Source organism: Desulfacinum infernum DSM 9756, assembly GCF_900129305.1.
GTDB classification, from domain to species: Bacteria; Desulfobacterota; Syntrophobacteria; order Syntrophobacterales; family DSM-9756; genus Desulfacinum; species Desulfacinum infernum.
Genome location: NZ_FQVB01000041.1, coordinates 16182 through 32156, shown reverse-complemented (window position 1 = coordinate 32156; position 15975 = coordinate 16182). Strand labels below are relative to the sequence as shown.

The 15975-nt window shown below is 61.8% G+C and carries 11 protein-coding genes and 2 pseudogenes; 6 read left to right on the top strand and 7 right to left on the bottom strand.

What is annotated here, in order from left to right:
- A pseudogene (locus BUB04_RS19950) lies at nucleotides 1-218 on the top strand (IS110 family transposase); the annotation flags it as partial.
- Between the two features lie 123 nt (nucleotides 219-341).
- On the opposite strand, the pseudogene BUB04_RS18875 reads toward BUB04_RS19950, so the two are convergent.
- From BUB04_RS18875 to BUB04_RS16100, 5 genes and pseudogenes are all read right to left on the bottom strand, one after another.
- Nucleotides 342-1127, bottom strand: a pseudogene (locus tag BUB04_RS18875) (restriction endonuclease); the annotation flags it as partial.
- A gap of 106 nt (nucleotides 1128-1233) precedes the next feature.
- Entirely contained in the window at nucleotides 1234-1434 is a 201-nt protein-coding gene (locus tag BUB04_RS16115) for a DUF2283 domain-containing protein (protein WP_073041377.1), read from the bottom strand.
- A complete protein-coding gene (locus BUB04_RS16110; RefSeq protein WP_073041389.1) occupies nucleotides 1431-1679 on the bottom strand; it encodes a DUF4258 domain-containing protein in 249 nt (82 codons plus the stop codon). Before BUB04_RS16110 ends, BUB04_RS16115 begins: the two co-directional genes overlap by 4 nt.
- A gap of 53 nt (nucleotides 1680-1732) precedes the next feature.
- Entirely contained in the window at nucleotides 1733-3475 is a 1743-nt protein-coding gene (locus BUB04_RS16105; protein ID WP_073041375.1) for a GTPase family protein, read from the bottom strand.
- Nucleotides 3438-4439 carry a DUF4126 domain-containing protein gene (locus tag BUB04_RS16100; protein WP_073041372.1) on the bottom strand — a complete coding sequence of 334 codons (1002 nt, stop codon included), beginning with the start codon at nucleotides 4437-4439 and terminating at the stop codon, nucleotides 3438-3440. The genes BUB04_RS16105 and BUB04_RS16100 overlap by 38 nt, the downstream gene beginning before the upstream one ends.
- A 296-nt stretch (nucleotides 4440-4735) precedes the next feature.
- On the opposite strand from BUB04_RS16100, the gene BUB04_RS16095 reads away from it, so the two are divergent.
- The 5 genes from BUB04_RS16095 to metG all read left to right on the top strand — a co-directional run bounded on the left by BUB04_RS16095 (nucleotide 4736) and on the right by metG (nucleotide 10568).
- Nucleotides 4736-5860, top strand: a complete 1125-nt coding sequence (locus BUB04_RS16095; protein WP_178372021.1) for a 3'-5' exoribonuclease YhaM family protein — start codon at nucleotides 4736-4738, stop codon at nucleotides 5858-5860.
- A 153-nt stretch (nucleotides 5861-6013) separates the two neighbouring features.
- Nucleotides 6014-6652 carry a dTMP kinase gene (tmk, locus tag BUB04_RS16090; RefSeq protein ID WP_073041368.1) on the top strand — a complete coding sequence of 213 codons (639 nt, stop codon included), beginning with the start codon at nucleotides 6014-6016 and terminating at the stop codon, nucleotides 6650-6652.
- Nucleotides 6649-7689 carry a DNA polymerase III subunit delta' gene (gene holB, locus BUB04_RS16085; RefSeq protein ID WP_073041365.1) on the top strand — a complete coding sequence of 347 codons (1041 nt, stop codon included), beginning with the start codon at nucleotides 6649-6651 and terminating at the stop codon, nucleotides 7687-7689. The genes tmk and holB overlap by 4 nt, the downstream gene beginning before the upstream one ends.
- Nucleotides 7634-8617, top strand: a complete 984-nt coding sequence (locus tag BUB04_RS16080) for a PSP1 domain-containing protein (protein ID WP_073041363.1) — start codon at nucleotides 7634-7636, stop codon at nucleotides 8615-8617. The genes holB and BUB04_RS16080 overlap by 56 nt, the downstream gene beginning before the upstream one ends.
- Before the next feature lie 16 nt (nucleotides 8618-8633).
- On the top strand, nucleotides 8634-10568 hold the full coding sequence (gene metG, locus BUB04_RS16075; protein WP_073041361.1) for a methionine--tRNA ligase: 1935 nt from the start codon (nucleotides 8634-8636) through the stop codon (nucleotides 10566-10568).
- Between the two features lie 203 nt (nucleotides 10569-10771).
- On the opposite strand, the gene BUB04_RS16070 is transcribed toward metG, so the two are convergent.
- Together BUB04_RS16070 and BUB04_RS16065 are read right to left on the bottom strand one after the other, a co-directional pair.
- Nucleotides 10772-11593, bottom strand: coding sequence for a sterol desaturase family protein (locus BUB04_RS16070; RefSeq protein ID WP_073041359.1), 822 nt, complete (start codon nucleotides 11591-11593; stop codon nucleotides 10772-10774).
- Nucleotides 11594-12021: 428 nt separating this feature from the next.
- A complete protein-coding gene (locus BUB04_RS16065; RefSeq protein WP_245795219.1) occupies nucleotides 12022-15945 on the bottom strand; it encodes an efflux RND transporter permease subunit in 3924 nt (1307 codons plus the stop codon).
- Between the last annotated feature and the right edge of the window lie 30 nt (nucleotides 15946-15975).

Sequence of the window (15975 nt, the reverse complement as noted above, 5' to 3'; positions counted from 1 at the left end):
AGTTTCAGAGCCTCATGCCCAGAAGAGGTTACAAACGAGCCATCATCGCCATTGCCCACAAGATCCTGCGCACCATTTTCTACATGATCTCGAGAAACGAGCCCTATCGAGACAGCACCGTAGACTACGAAGCCTTGTATGTTAAACGCAACGCCCCACGTTGGATTAGGATGCTGGTAAAGTTCGGATACATCGCACAACCCCAAAACCCATCTTAGACCAGAGGGGAACGGGAAACGTTGCCGGGGGGTGGATAGCTGGTGCCCCCCGACCGTATCTTTCATATTAAAGTCAATCATGTGTTCAGCCAGCCCCTTTCCATCGATCAAGACAACTTTCGGGTCAATCGTACGGACATAATCGAGGGCTTCTTGGGAAAACTTGCCCGTGGTGATAAAGACGCCCTTCTTGGCTCTCTTGCCATGAAGGGCGCCCACAAATTTTTGCACTTCCGGCCTTCCAACGGTGCCTTCCCATCGTTTCGCTTGAAGATAGATTTCATCAAGTCCAAGGCGATCTTCCTTTATGACGCCATCTATTCCTTCATCTCCACTCTGCCCGACTAATTTACCAGCGTCGGATCTTGAACCTCCGTATCCCATGGCAACCATCAGATCGACAACAAGCTTCTCAAAAAATGAAGGTGGGTTTGCTTTGATACGCTCCAGTATTTCTCCTGCCAGCTCGTTCCGGATGCTTTGGTATGATTTCTGCAAGACTTCTTCAGGTGTTTCAGACGTGCTGTCTTCTTGATGTATAAGAGGCGTAGATTTATCTTGCTTGGTTGGTGAATGGAATTCTACAAATTCAGGATACTGGCTCAATACCTTTATATCGATTTTGTTGTGGCCTTGGGCAAGTAACTCCCGGCCTCGCTCCGTAATCTTGAAGTGAGCTCTCCTAGGACTTTCCAGTGCTCCTGCCTGCACCAAATAGCTTTTTGCCCAAGCAACCCTATTGTCAAACTTCCTCTGCGTTCCACTGGGCAAAAGTTCCGAAAGGTCTTCTTCTTTCAGGTTGAAATGTGCAGCAATCCGTTCCCTAGCCTCTTTGAGCGTATGCTCTCTTCCGTCTGCCGCCAGCTCCAGCAAAGGTCGAAAAAAGGATTGGAAATCAGGAACCGCCATTCACTTACCCCCTCTCCACCTGTATTCTTCCCAGGCGGGCATTAGAAGCGGAAAAAAGCTCAGTGACGCCTACCGCCATCGGTTGCCGGGAGAAGATTTTACCAGTTCACGCGGTTTCAAAGTGCAAGCTCTTGAGCATCTCGATGGGAACGCGCGAGCTTAGGCCAAGTATCTCAATGCCCACCACGTTGCCGTTTGCGTCGTAGTCAAGAATCACGCCCGGCTTGATTTCCTCGGACTCCACAATAGCTGATTCGTCAAGGCGCAGATATAAGGCATCATTTTTGTGATCTACTTTGAGTCTCATCCCAACCTCCCGATCCTGCGGTCAAAGAAGACGGTAACTATTCTTCGGGGCTGGACGTGAGGATTTATAACAACACGCAGATAACGCCCGCCATGATCCTGAATTGCGCGAATATAGTGAACCGTTCCATCTTCCTTGACTTCTTCTTTGTCAGGGTCTTCTACCGCCAAGTTGACCCACTCCTCCCTTATTTGCCTTTCTCTAAGCATATCATAAGCATGCTCTGAAAACTGGTATTCGGTCATGGAATCTCCCATACAGAAGATCGTCCTTTACGAACGCATGGTGCGCCCTGTCGCTATAGCTCGCTTGTTACCGCTTCCCTCAGCTCCGGGTCTGGGCTCACTTCTTCCAGGCAGGCCAGGAAGCGGCGGTGTTGTTCGTCGATCACGGCCGTCAGGCCGGCGCGGTAGCGCTCGGCCAGTTCCCGGGCGATCTTTTGAATCTCGCGATAGGCGAAGAGCTCCATGGCCCCCTGGGTCACATAGGGGGCGATGGCTGCATCCAGCACGGCGTCCACCATGGTGAACCCTCCCCCGAGGACCGTTTCCAGGCTGACGATCAGAACACCCCACAAGACGGAGGTGGAATAGATCCCCCACTCCTTCCCCTTAGGGAGCCCCTTGGCCAGGTCGCAAAAGACCGACTGAAGCCAGTCGATGAGCTTTTCCTGCTCCCGGTCCACGAACTCCACCACCTCCTGGGGGCGGAGGACGGCGTTTCCTTCCAGGATGGCACGATAGAGGCGACTCTGTTCTTTCCCCTGCAGAGACTCCTCCAGAACCCGACGGGAAAATCGCTGAACCGCCGCCTGGATGCCCTCCACGTGGATCCGCTCCTTGACCCGTTCCAGCGAATCGCGCCTTCCCGGATAGGGCGAGCCCTTGAGAATTCCCAGCAGGCGCAGGGGAACCCCCAGGGTCTTGGAGATCCATCGCCGGGGTTTGGCCAGCGGATCGTATCTGGAAAAGAGCGAACGGATTTCCGCCTGGAGATACGCGCGGGTTTCCGCCGTGAAATGCTTTTCCTGGCCGGCGATCACGTCTTCCACGGCCTGCCGCCGGTATTGTTCCAGGGTTTCCTTCCACCGCTCCGTCTCCCGGGCCTCTTCCGCCAGGATCCCCCCGAGCTCTTTCAGCTCCCGGGACAGCACATGTCGAAGACGGGCCAGGGAGCGTTGGCGAAGGGCGACTCCCGCCTGTTCCCGCACCCTTTCCATGAGCCGGGAACGGAACTCGCGGAAAGAAGCTTCTTCGGGAAGGCGGCTCACGGGATCTCCCGCCAGGAACGGCAAGAGGGTCACGCGATCCGGCGACGGCACCACCCCGTCCCCCCGGAAAACCTCCAGGACGTCCCGGGGGCCCAGATCCCGCCCCGCCTTGTTGCATACCAGGAAGACCTCCGCTCCTTCCCGGAGGGCACCTTTGAGGAACCGGGACGGCACATCGTCCGCGTATTTTTCGGGACTGGTCACGAAGACGACGGCATCCGCCAGGTGGAAGAAGTTTTCCGCCAACAGGCGGTTGGCTTCCTCCACGCTGTCCAGGTCGGGCGTATCCACCAGGACGACCTCCGCCCATTGGTCCCTTTCGTGCAGGCGCACGTGGAAGACGCCGGGCTCTCCGGCAAGAGGCGCGACCGCGCTTTCCGACCCGGAATGGCGGACCACCCGCACCTCCTGGAAAGGAAGATCCAGGTCCGATGCCGCCCCATGGTGGGCATAACCCACCGCTCCGCAGGTCTTGGGCCGTTCCACCCCCGTCTCGCTCACCCGCTCCCCGCAAACGGCATCGAAGAGGGTGGATTTGCCCGTTCCTGTGCCGCCCATGAAGAGGATCCACAGGAGGCCGTGAGCGGACTTATAAGCGAGAACGGCCGCGCGAAGGGCCGCCTGACGGCACACCGAAGGGAGCGCCTCCCGCCCCCTGGAGGTGAACCCGGGCACCTGAAGCCGGCGGATTCTTTCCTCCAGGGAGAGGGTGGAGCCCGCCCGGAAGACTTCTTCAGCTGCCGGCAAGCTGGAGGTTCTCGTTTCGTTCATGCGCTTCGATCCATTGGGTGGGAAGGGTTTCCGCGTCCCTTCGGTAAAAGGAAAGGATCCAGGTTTCGCCGGTCCCCGTGATCACCAGCTTGCTCAGGAGTCTTCCGGGGTAGAGACGCACCCGATGAAGGTCCTTCCTCCCCATCGCCTTGCTTTGCCACCGGAAGAATCGGCGATAGTGGAGCCGGATGCCTTCGGAGGTGAGCACCACGTGGGCGCGGGAAGCCCGCGGGACGCCGGGAACCCGGGACGCATGGGCGGGCCCAGCCCAGATCACCTCTTCTCCCGGCGCCGCTTCCGCGGCATGGAGGCGATCGATGTGATAGGGGAGACGAACGGGATCGAAGCCCGCCCCTCCGGCGCCGAACGCGGAAAAGATGCGGTGGAACAAGGCCTTCACCAGCATGGCCAGGTTTCGGGCCAGTATGGGAAAAAAGATCACGAAGAGCACCAGGAGGGCGATGGTGCTGAAGAACGTCCAGCGCGGATGGGTGAGACTCACGTAGGCGTAACCCACGGCGAAGATGTCTTCCCCCACACTCAGGGCCATGTTGGAAAAGGGCTCGGGACTCGCTTGCACCAGCAACCGCGTTCCGGCCTTGGTCACATGAGCCGCCGACGCGAGGCTGGCTCCCAGCAGGAACACGATCACTTCCAGGGCGGGAGACGCCTCCCCCACCTGCATGAGGGCCAGCATGGCGCCGCCCAGAGGCCGGATGATGGTGTGCAGGGTGTCCCAGAGGGCGTCCAGGCCGGGGATCTTATCCACCACGAATTCGATGACGTACAGGAACAGGGCGACGAAGATGACCGCATCGTTGGCCAGCACGTGCAATTCCGGCGGGAGTCCCTGGACCAGGCCGTGCTTGAGGCAGAGGCCCACCACGGCCACGGTGGCATAGAGATTCACACCGCTGACGAAAGAAAGTCCCAGCAGCGATCCCAGTTGCGCAATGATCTCCATGGCATGCATCCTTTCCTCGGGAGACGGCGGCAGCGTGGCTTGTACGGCTTTTCCCCATCCTAGTCACTCGGCATCGCGGAGGCAATCGGCATACGCGTGAGTTGGGAGGGGTATGGGGTACGGGGTATGGATCAGCGCGCCCCACCTCACCCATCACCCATCACCCATCACCCATCACCCATCACTCGTCACTCATCACGGTTCCCCCAAACCTTTCTTCCCAATTCCCGGCGACTTCTGTAGTATGCCCCCGGACCCGGCATGAAACAATGATCCCGTTTCCCAACGAAAATGCCGTGGAAAGAGGAAGAAAAGGGCAGGCAGACGACACCATGGAAACCACCCAGACCCCGCCGGACGGAAAGAAAGAGCGGATCTTCATCGCCGATCTCCAGCCCCATCAGGACATTGTCGGGACCTTCGCCGTGGCTGCCAAGGAGCTTCGAACCGCCAAGAACGGCACCCCGTTTCTTACCCTGACCCTGCAGGACAAGACCGGACGGGTCATCGGGCGGATCTGGAACGGGGCCGAGGAGGCCGCTTCCCGGCTTCCGTCCAAGTGCGTGGTGGAAGTCCAAGGGCGCACGGAGACCTTTCGGGATGAGCTCCAGATCAACATCCAGAAACTGGAAACGGTGCCGCCGGACCGCATCGATCCGGAAGACTTCCTGCCGGCTTATCCCGGGGACGCCGCGGCCCTGTGGCAGAGGTTCGTGGCCAAGCTGGCGACCGTGCAGCGCAAGCCTCTCAAGGAGCTGGTCCGGCACTTCCTGGCGGACGGAGCCTTGATGGACGCCTTTCGGAAAGCGCCCGCCGCCAAGAATTTCCACCACGCCTACCTGGGAGGACTCTTGGAGCACACGGTTTCCATTATGGAGCTGGTGACCCTGCTGGCCGGCCGCTACCCCACCCTGGATCGCGAGTTGCTCCTGTTGGGGGCCTTTCTTCACGACATCGGCAAGGTGGAAGAGTTCCGTTGGGATGTGGCCATTGACTATTCGGACGTGGGGCGGTTGGTGGGTCACATGGTGCTGGGGGTGGAGATCCTGGAAAAGAAGCTGCTTCTTTGCAAGGACTTTCCCCAGGAGACCGCCGTGCTCTTGAAGCACCTCATCCTGAGCCATCACGGGCAGGCGGCCTACGGCGCCGTGCAGCCCCCCATGACCCGGGAGGCTTTCGTGCTTCATTTGGCGGATGACCTGGACGCCAAAATGAACAATCTGGACCGGCTCCTGGAACAGCCCGCCGGGGACGATTCCCGCTGGACACCCTACCAGCCCCCCTATGAGCGCTATTTCTACAAGGGCCGCGGTGGCGAGGTGGATCCATCGACTTCGGCTTCGGAGGCTCCCGACGGCCGCCGGTGCCGCCAGCTGAACCTCTTTTCCATGGTGGCTGAAAAGAAGGGCGAGGGGCGTTGAGGAGAGGACCAGCCATCGGCGCGAATCGAACCCCATGGCATCGGGATGAAAACGTCCTGTAGGGGCGGTTCGTGAACCGCCCTGCAACGCGGGCACTTTTGTGCATGCGGCGGAGCGGGAAAAAGCTTCGATCGCTCATGAGGGAAGACGGGTGTGGACAGGCCCTTGTTTCTAAGCGTGGAAGGGATCGACGGATCGGGAAAGACCACCGTGGTGGATTTTCTGGTCCGCCGGCTGGAAGAGCACCGCATCCCCTGCCTGCGCGTGCGGGAACCGGGCACCACCCGGGTGGGGGAGCGGTTGCGCTCCCTCCTGTTGGATTCCCGCCTGGAAGGAATCCATCCTTGGACGGAGGTGCTTCTCTACCTGGCCAGCCAGAACCAGCAGGTGAAGGAGGTGATCCGTCCGGCCCTGGCGAAGGGAACGTGCGTAGTGGCGGATCGGTTCGCCGACGCCACCCTGGCCTACCAGGGATGGGGCCGCGGCCTGGACATTCGGGCCATCGAAGCGGTCCAGCGGGAGGTCCTCCAGGGCTTCCGCCCCCATAAGACCCTGCTCCTGGACTGCCCCGTGGACCTGGCCCTGCAGCGCCGCTCCGCTCGGACGGGCGGGCCGGACCGCTTGGAATCCGAATCCGCGGACTTCCATGAACGGGTGCGGCAGGGCTACCTAAACCTGGCCCGCCGGGAACCCCAACGGTTCGTAGTCGTGGACGCTTCCAAGCCGTTGGATCGGGTCCTCCGGCAGGTGGAACACCTGCTGGAAAGCACCGGAATCGGGCGAACGGCATGAGTCTGGAAACCATCACCGGGCAAATTCGGGCCAAGAAGTTCCTCGCCCATCTGCTGAAAACCCGGAACCTTCCCCATGCCCTGCTCCTGAGCGGCATGGAGGGGATCGGAAAGGGCCGACTGGCCCTGGAACTGGCCAAGGCCCTCAATTGCCTCACCCCGCCGGACCCGGGCACGGGCGCCATCGCTTGCGGCACCTGCGAAGCGTGCCGAAAGATCGACCGACGCGTCCACCCCGACCTTCTTTGGGTGGAAAAGGAAGGAACCTCCATCAAACTGGCCCGGATCAAGGAAGTGCGGGAACGGTGCCGGGTTCGCCCCTTCGAGGGCTCCTTCCGGGTCACCGTCGTCCAGGACGCCCAGGCGCTCACCGAAGAGGCCGGTAACGCCCTCTTGAAGATCCTGGAAGAGCCGCCGCCGCGAAACGTCTTCATCCTGCTGGCCCTGGACGCCCAGATGCTTCTGCCCACGCTGGTATCCCGATGCTGCCACGTGCGGTGCCAGCCCCTGGACGACCAGCAGGTGCGGGATCTGGTCGCGGAGCGATGGAATCTTTCGCCATCCCAGGCGGCCCAGGTGGCCAGACTGTCTTTCGGCAGCCTGGAAAGGGCCCGGGCGTGGGCCGAAGGCGACCGGGTGGAAAGGTGCCGGCAGGTGGTTCATCGGCTGTTGGAGGTGGCCCGCGGCCCGGTGCTGGACCTCTTTTTGGACACAGCCCAATGGGTCAAGGAAAGTGAAGACTTGGAACAAGACCTGGAATGTATTAAGTTCTGGGTGCGCGAAAACCTGATGCAGTGCTTGGGAATGACTGAAGAAACGGTCTTCGACGACACGGACGCCCACGGAGGGCGCCTCGCCGAGGACCCCGACATGCTGCTCAGGATGTATGAAGTGGTGGAAAACGCCGTGCAGCACCTCCGGGCCCACGCCAACAAGCAGCTGGTCCTGGAGGGTGTCTGCCTGAAGATAAAGGAATGGGTGGATGGAAAAGGTCATCGGTATTCGTTTCCGGGATGGAGGCAAGATCTATCACTTTGATCCGGGTCCCTTCCAGGTCCGGAAGGGCGACTATGTGGTAGTGAACACGGAACAGGGCAAGGGTTTGGGCGAGGTGGTGGAAGGCCCGTTTGCCAAGAACCCGGACGTTCACCCGAAAGAAGTGAAGCCCATCGAACGGCCGGCGGAGCCGTCGGAGATCGAAAAGCATTTCGAAAACCTGCGGTTCGAGGAGGAAGCCGAAGCCTTCTGCCTGGAACGCATCCAGGCCCTGGGGCTCCCCATGAATCTGGTGGACGTGGAGTGCTTCTACGACCGGTCCAAGATCATCTTCTATTTCACCGCCGACGGAAGGGTGGACTTTCGGGAGCTTGTGAAAGACCTGGTGCGTCGGCTTCGCATGCGCGTGGAGCTGCGCCAGATCGGCGTGCGCAACCAGGCCAAGATGGTGGGGGGGCTCGGCACCTGCGGGCGCCCCCTTTGCTGCGCCACGTTTCTTCGCAACTTCCATCCCGTGTCCATCAAGATGGCCAAGGAACAGAACCTGAGCCTCAATCCCGGCAAGATCTCAGGGGCCTGCGGGCGCCTCATGTGCTGCCTGCAGTACGAATACGACACCTACAAGTACTACAAGCAGGGCATGCCCAAGCTGGGAAAAAAGGTGGAGACCCCCCAGGGGCGCGGCAAGGTGATCCGCCAGAACGTGATCGACCGTGTGGTCACGGTTCTTCTGGAAAACGGTCAGGAGATCGACATCGACTACGGCCCGGTGTCGGCCCAGGGCGCCCCCCGTCCGTGCCAGGCGAAGGCGCCGGCACCCCGAGAGGCCAACGTCCCCTCCCAGGAGGGTGAGGCACGGCCGCGGCCCAAGCCGGAAGCACCCCGGCAGGAAAGTCCGCAACAGAAACCCGGGAAGAAGAAAAGCCGGAGCGGCAGGTCCAAGAAGAAGAAAAAGAAGCGAGAGGAGTGAGAAAGGACAGCGCGGCATGGACAAACGGTTCTACATCACCACCCCCATCTACTACGTCAATGCGGAACCGCACATCGGACACGCCTACACCACCATCGTGGCGGATGTGATGAATCGCTTCCACCGCCTCATGGGTTTCGAAACCTATTTCCTCACGGGCACCGACGAGCACGGGGACAAGATCGTCCAGGCCGCCGAGGCCGCAGGAACGGACCCCAAGACCTACGCGGACCGCATCAGCCAAATGTTCCGCGAGACCTGGCCCAAGCTCAACATCAGCAACGACCACTTCATCCGCACCACCGACCCCGCCCACATGAAGGTGGTCCAGTACATTCTTCAGAAGGTCTACGACGCCGGGGACATCTATTTCGACACCTACAAGGGCCTTTACTGCATCGGCTGCGAGCGCTTCTACACGGAAAAGGAGCTGGTGGACGGCAAATGCCCGGACCACGACAAGCCGCCGGTGGAGAGGGAGGAGGCCAACTACTTCTTCCGCATGAGCAAGTACCAGGGCTGGCTCATCGAGCACATCGAAAAGCACCCCGACTTCATCCGCCCGGAGCGGTACCGCAACGAGGTGCTGGCCTTTCTGAGGGAGCCCCTGGAGGACCTTTGCATCTCCCGGCCCAAGGAACGGTTGAGCTGGGGCGTGCCGCTGCCCTTCGACGACCGCTACGTGACCTACGTGTGGTTCGATGCGCTCATCAATTACGTCTCCGCCCTGGGGTATCCGGACGGGGAGCTCTTCGAAAAATTCTGGCCCGCGGCCCAGCATCTCATCGCCAAGGACATCCTGAAGCCCCACGGCATCTACTGGCCCACCATGTTGAAGGCGGCCGGCATCGAGCCCTACCGACACCTGAACGTGCACGGCTACTGGAAGATCAACGAAGGCAAGATGAGCAAGAGCCGGGGCACGGTGGTCCGGCCCCTGGATCTGGCCCCGGTCTACGGCGTGGACGCCTTCCGCTACTTTCTCCTGCGGGAAATGGTCTTCGGCCTGGACGCCAATTTCAGCGAGGAGGCCCTGATCCAGCGACTCAATTCGGACCTGGCCAACGACCTGGGGAACCTCTTCAGCCGCACCCTGGCCATGACGGCCAAGTACTTCGGCGGCACGGTCCCCCCGTTCGGGGATCCGCCCCGTCCGGAAGACGAGGCCCTGGAGCGGCAGGTCCAAGAGAGCGTTTCCGTCTATACGGAAGAAATCCCCAAGTGGGCCTTCCACAAGGCCCTCATGGCGGTGTGGGAGATGATCAACGCCGCCAACAAGTACATCGACCAGACCGGCCCCTGGGAGCTGGCCAAGGATCCGTCCCAAAAGGGCCGGCTGCAACGGGTGATGCGCACCCTGCTGGAGGTGAACAAGACCGTGGCCGTCCTCGTCGCCCCCTTCATGCCCGAAACGGCGGAAAAGATGCTGGCGCGGCTCGGCGTTCCCGCCAAGGCCCTGGACCTTCGCCTGGAAAGGGACGCCCGCTGGGGTAGCCTGGTGGAAGGCGAAAAGGTGCAGAAGGGCGCCGCCCTCTTTCCCCGGGTGGATCTCCAGAAGTGGCAGCAGGAAAAGGACGCCAGGGAAAGGAAAAAGGAAGTGGAAAAAGCGGAAGAAAAGCGGGACGCGCCGGATCTTATCTCCTTCCAGGATTTCCAGCGGCTGGATCTCCGGGCCGGCGTGGTCCTGGAGGCGGAACGGATCCCCAAGTCCAAGAAGCTTTTGAAGCTCAAGGTGGACATCGGAGAGGAACGCCAGGTGGTGGCGGGCATCGCCGAGCATTACGCCCCGGAAGATCTGGTGGGAAAGCAGGTGGTGGTGGTGGCAAACCTCCAGCCGGCCAAGCTCATGGGCGTGGAATCCCAGGGCATGATCCTGGCGGCCCACGACGGGGACGCCCTGAAGCTGGTGACCACCGACGCCCCCGTGTCCCCCGGCGGCAAGGTTTCATAACCCGGTGCGGGCACCCGGCGGGCGGGAATTAACCTCGCCCCTACCCGAGACGTCCCGTTTTGGAGGGGTGGACCTTACGCGCCCGCCCGTGGGGGACGCGCGACAAGAAAGAATTCCAGTCCGGCAGATCGTCCGAAAACGCCGGGGATGACCGTTTTCCTCGTAGCGCAGCCCTTCAGGGCTGCGGAGGAATCCCCCTCTTTTCAATGCCGGTTGATGGGCTGGCGACCGAGATCACCCGTGACCGGGAGGATGAGGAGGCGGGAGAAGTTGAGCCGGGTCGGGTCCCGATACTGGCTGAGGCCGATGGTCATGCCCAGGTGGCCCTTTTCCGGTTGGTCCTTGTAGGTTCCAAAAAGCCGATCCCACCAGGAGAGACAAAAGCCGAAGTTGCTGTGGGTTTCCCGGATGATCACCGAATGGTGGACACGGTGCATGTCCGGGGTGACCAGGAAGAGGCGAACCGCCCGATCCAACGAAACGGGCAGCTTCAGGTTGGCGTGGTTGAAAAGAGCCGTGCCGTTGAGAAGGACTTCGAAGAGAATCACCGCCCCGGCGGGAGGCCCCAGGGCGGCCGCCACGGCGGTCTTGAGTCCCGCCGAGAGGAGGATTTCCACCGGGTGAAAGCGCACACCGGTGGTGCAGTCGATATCCAGGTCCGCATGGTGCACCATGTGGAGGCGCCACAGGGTGGGCACGGCGTGGGTGAGCACGTGCTGCAGGTAGATGACTCCGTCCAGCACCATCACGGAAACCACCCAGGCGACAGCGGAAGGGATCTCCAGGTTGTTCAGAAGCCCCCAGCCCTTCTTTCCCGCCAGTGCGGCCACCTCCACGGGCACCATGGGAAGCAGCCCCCGCACGAGAACCGCCCCCACCAGGACCATGGCCAGGTTGGCCGGCCACCGTTCCGACCGCGGGCGAGTCCGGGGCCGTCGCGGAAAGGCGGCCTCCAGGGCCGCCATTGAAAGGAGCACTCCGACAAAGCAGACCAGCCGTACCAGCCTCTCCTGGGAAACGTCCATGATCCCCTCCCGCCCTGTCGGAAAGCCGCCCGGCAATCGGCCGGCATCCCAACGCGAATGCACCCCGGATCATCCGGCTCGTAGCATGGCGGCTTCCTCCCCGCTGAAGCCCCCTCCTGCAGGCGCGGAACTCTCGGTCTGAGGAAAGACGATGCACACCCAGGAAGCGCGTGCCTCCGGCCCGCAGGCAATGCGGGCGAAACGCCCGCGCTTCCAGGATAACGGTCATTCTCGGACTTTCAAGCCCGGGGAATTTTGCCCTCCTCGTAGCCGCGGGGCTTCAGCCCCGCGGGAAAGGGCCATCGTACCCCATGAAGTGACAGGACTCTACGCGATGGCCCACCCAAAGCCCGGGGCTTCCTCCCCAGCCCTAAAGGGTCGTGTTACAGGAAAGGCGCTCTTTCGCGCCGTTTTCGCACAGCAGCCTCCTAGGCGCCGCCCCGATGCTCCTTCCAGCGGAGTTTCAGCTCTTCCTTGGCGCAATAGAGCACGGGAACCGTCTGGACGGTGATGAGCACCAGAAGCATTCCGCCGAAGGAAGGAATCGCCATGGGGATCATGACGTCGGATCCCCGCCCCGAAGAGGTCAGTACGGGCAGAAGGGCCAGGATGGTGGTGGCCACGGTCATCAGGGCCGGCCGCAGGCGTCTCTTGGCCCCTTCCAGCACGGCCCTCCGCACCTCCTCCACGGTCTCAGGCTTTCGCTCCCGGAAGCTGTCGTCCAGATAGGTGGCCACGATCACACCGTCGTCGGTGGCGATGCCGAACAGGGCCAGGAACCCCACCCAGACCGCCACGCTCAGATTGATGGGATGGACGGAAAAGAGCTCCCGCATGGATGTTCCGAAGACGGAAAAGTCGAGGAACCACGATTGCCCGTAAAGCCAGAGCATGAGAAAGCCGCCGGACCAGCCCAGGAAAACGCCGGAAAAGACGAAAAAGGTGGTCACCACGGACCGGAACTGCAGGTAGAGGATCATGAAGATGATGAAGAGGGCCAACGGCAACACCACGGAAAGCTTCTTCTGGGCCCGGATCTGGTTTTCGTAGCTCCCCGCGAAGGTGTAGCTCACCCCCGCCGGTAGATCCAGCTCGCCGGAGGCGAGCTTTTCCTTGAGATACGCCTGGGCCTGCTCCACCACGTCCACTTCCGCGTATCCCGGTTTCTTGTCGAACACCACGTAGCCCACCAGGAAAGTGTCTTCGCTCTTGATCATCTGCGGGCCCCTTACGTACCGGATCTCAGCCAGTTCCTCCAACGGGATCTGGGTTCCATCGGGAGCCGGAACCAGGACGCGCGAAAGGGATTCGATGGTATCCCGAAGCTCCCGCAGGTAGCGCACCCGCACGGGATAGCGCTCCCGGCCCTCCACCGTGGTGGTGATGGTCTTGCCGCCCACGGCCACTTCGATCACGTCCTGAACCCGACGGATGGAAATGCCGTAACGGGCGATGGCTTCGCGGTCGATCTGGATCTCCAGGTAGGGTTTTCCCACGATCCGGTCGGCGATAACCGTCGCCGGCTCGATGGAGGGCACCTCCTTGAGGAAACGCTCCAGCTGCAGGCCCACCTTCTCGATGCTCGCCAGGTCGGGCCCCTTGACCTTCACGCCCATGGGCGCCCGCATGCCGCTCTGAAGCATGACGATCCGGGCGGCGATGGGCTGGAGCTTCGGGGCCGAGGTGGTGCCGGGAATCTGAGCCGCCTCCACGATGAGATTCCAGATGTCATCCGGCTTTTTCACTCCGGGCCACGGATCGCGCCCCGGGTTGAGGTCGGGATCCAGCGCCGGTCGCCACAACCGGAAGGGCATGCCGTCCTCGTCGGGGATGAGCCGCCCCTGGTCATCCCGCTCGAACTTTCCCCTCACTTTGTAGGGCTCGCCGTCGGGAGCCGGTAGGGGCACCCCGTTTTCATCACGGAACAGATCCGTCTCGTCTGGAGAGAAGCGGAATCGCAGGCGCTGCCCGTCCTTGCCCACCAGGTACTCGGGCTTGTAGTTGATCACCGTCTCGATCATGGAGATGGGTGCCGGGTCCAGGGGCGATTCCACCCGGCCGATCTTGCCCACCACCGACTCGATCTCCGGAATGGCCCGGATGGCCATGTCCTGTTTTTGCAGCACGTCCATGGCCTCGCCGATGGAGGCGTGGGGCATGGTGGTGGGCATGAAGAGGTAGGAACCTTCGTCCAGGGGCGGCATGAACTCCTTGCCCAGGCCCGGAAAGGCCCGGGCCACGAACTGCACCGGGGCCGTCTGGCGGATTCCCCGGGGGAGCCACCCGAAGAAGGCGTCGAAGCCCAGCCAGACCATGAAGCCGGTCCCGGTGATCAGCAGAGGAACGCACAGGAAAAGCGCCTTGTGCCGCAGGCTCCAGCTCAGGATCGGTTCGTAGACCCAGCGAAAGAGACCGAAAAACCCCAGCAGGCCTCCGATCAACATCGCCACGAAAAGGAAGTTGAGGAACAAACCTCTTTCCGGGCCCAGGGGCAGCCACTCTTCGGCCAGAAGGAGGGCCACCAGCACCACCAGGATCAGGTTCATGGACCGGGACAGCCACTGGCCCACCGCCGGCGGCAAGAAGGATTCCAGCAATCGGTAGACTCCCGTGACCACCAGAAGGAGAGCCGCCCACCAGGGAACGAACCAGAAGGCCGCCACCCCCGAGGCGATCAGCAGGCAGTAGAGGACTCCCCGAGGCATGCTGATCCTGGCTTTCCCGGCTCTCTTTTCCCGAAACAGAAGGTGAGCCAGGGGCGGAATCACCGTGAGGGCCACGATGATGGAAGCGATGAGGGCGAAGGTCTTGGTGAAGGCCAGGGGCTTGAAGAGTTTTCCTTCGGCCGCTTCCATGGTGAAGACCGGCAGGAAGCTCACCACCGTGGTGGCCACCGCCGTCAGCACCGCGCTTCCCACTTCCACCGAAGCCCGGTAAACCACTTCCAGCCGGTTGGCCCCGGGCGGCGCCTCCTCCATGCGGCGCAGGATGTTTTCACAGATCACGATCCCCATGTCCACCATGGTGCCGATGGCGATGGCGATGCCGGAAAGCGCTACGATGTTGGCGTCCACGTGAAAGAGCTTCATGGCGATGAAGCACATGAGCACCGCCAGGGGGAGGAGACCGGAGATGAGGATGGAACTTCGAAGGTGCATGACCGTGAGAAGAATGACGATCACGGTCACCAGGATTTCTTCGTAGAGGGCCCGGTTGAGGGTCCCCAGGGTTTCGTAGATGAGTCCGGTGCGGTCGTAGAAGGGCACGATGGTCACCTGGCTGACCGTCCCATCGGGCAGGGTCTTTTTGGGAAGGCCGGGGGAGATCTCGGCGATCTTTTTCTTCACGTTCTTGATGGCCGCCAGGGGATTGTCCCCGTAGCGGACCACCACCACGCCCCCCACGGCCTCGGCCCCTTCCTTGTCCAGCGCCCCGCGGCGAAGCGCCGGGCCCAGGGTCACGTGGGCCACGTCCTTGACCCGGATGGGCACGCGGTCCCGCACGGCCACCACCGTCTCTTCCAGGTCCCTGAGGCTGCGCACGAAACCCAGGCCCCGAATGACGTATTCCACCTTGTTCACTTCGATTGTCCGGGCGCCCACATCCACGTTGGAGGCCTTCACGGCGCCGAAGACGTCCTGGAGGGTGACCCGATGGGCGCGCATGGCGTCCGGGTCCACGTCGATCTGGTATTCCTTGACGAATCCGCCCACGGACGCCACTTCACTGACGCCGTCGGCGGAAAGGAGCGCATAGCGGACGTACCAGTCCTGGATGCTTCTCAGTTCGTCCAGGTCCCAGCCGCCCGTGGGATTGCCTTCGGGGTCGCGACCTTCCAGGGTGTACCAGAAGACCTGCCCGAGGGCCGTGGCGTCGGGCCCCAGGGCCGGCTGCACCCCCGCCGGCAGCGTGCCGGCGGGAAGGCTGTTGAGCTTTTCCAGCACCCGGGACCGGGACCAGTAGAAGTCCACGTCCTCCTTGAAGATGATATAGATGGTGGAAAAGCCGAACATGGAATAGCTTCGGATGGTCTTGACGCCCGGAATGCCCAGCAGCGACACGGTCAGCGGGTAGGTGATCTGGTCCTCCACGTCCTGGGGCGACCGTCCCATCCACTCGGTGAAGACGATCTGCTGGTTTTCCCCGATGTCCGGGATGGCGTCCACCGGCACCGGATCGCGCGGAAGCCCTCCCAGATTCCAGTCGAAGGGCGCCACCATGATCCCCCAGGCCACCACCACCAGCACGAACAGGAAGACCACGATCTTCATTTCCAGGCAAAACCGGATCAGCTTGGCGATCCAGGATCCGTTGTCCGTCTTCTTGGCGCTCACATGTTCCATCGTCATCATCTCACTTCACAAATGGCTCACATTCAAAGG

Excerpts from the sequence above, each read along its gene's own strand:
- BUB04_RS16110 (WP_073041389.1), bottom strand. The coding sequence starts at position 1,679 with ATGACCGAATACCAGTTTTCAGAGCATGCTTATGATATGCTTAGAGAA.
- BUB04_RS16115 (WP_073041377.1), bottom strand. The coding sequence starts at position 1,434 with ATGAGACTCAAAGTAGATCACAAAAATGATGCCTTATATCTGCGCCTT.
- BUB04_RS16070 (WP_073041359.1), bottom strand. The coding sequence starts at position 11,593 with ATGGACGTTTCCCAGGAGAGGCTGGTACGGCTGGTCTGCTTTGTCGGA.
- BUB04_RS16080 (WP_073041363.1), top strand. The coding sequence starts at position 7,634 with ATGGAAAAGGTCATCGGTATTCGTTTCCGGGATGGAGGCAAGATCTAT.
- BUB04_RS16100 (WP_073041372.1), bottom strand. The coding sequence starts at position 4,439 with ATGGAGATCATTGCGCAACTGGGATCGCTGCTGGGACTTTCTTTCGTC.
- metG (WP_073041361.1), top strand. The coding sequence starts at position 8,634 with ATGGACAAACGGTTCTACATCACCACCCCCATCTACTACGTCAATGCG.
- BUB04_RS16065 (WP_245795219.1), bottom strand. The coding sequence starts at position 15,945 with ATGATGACGATGGAACATGTGAGCGCCAAGAAGACGGACAACGGATCC.
- holB (WP_073041365.1), top strand. The coding sequence starts at position 6,649 with ATGAGTCTGGAAACCATCACCGGGCAAATTCGGGCCAAGAAGTTCCTC.
- BUB04_RS16105 (WP_073041375.1), bottom strand. The coding sequence starts at position 3,475 with ATGAACGAAACGAGAACCTCCAGCTTGCCGGCAGCTGAAGAAGTCTTC.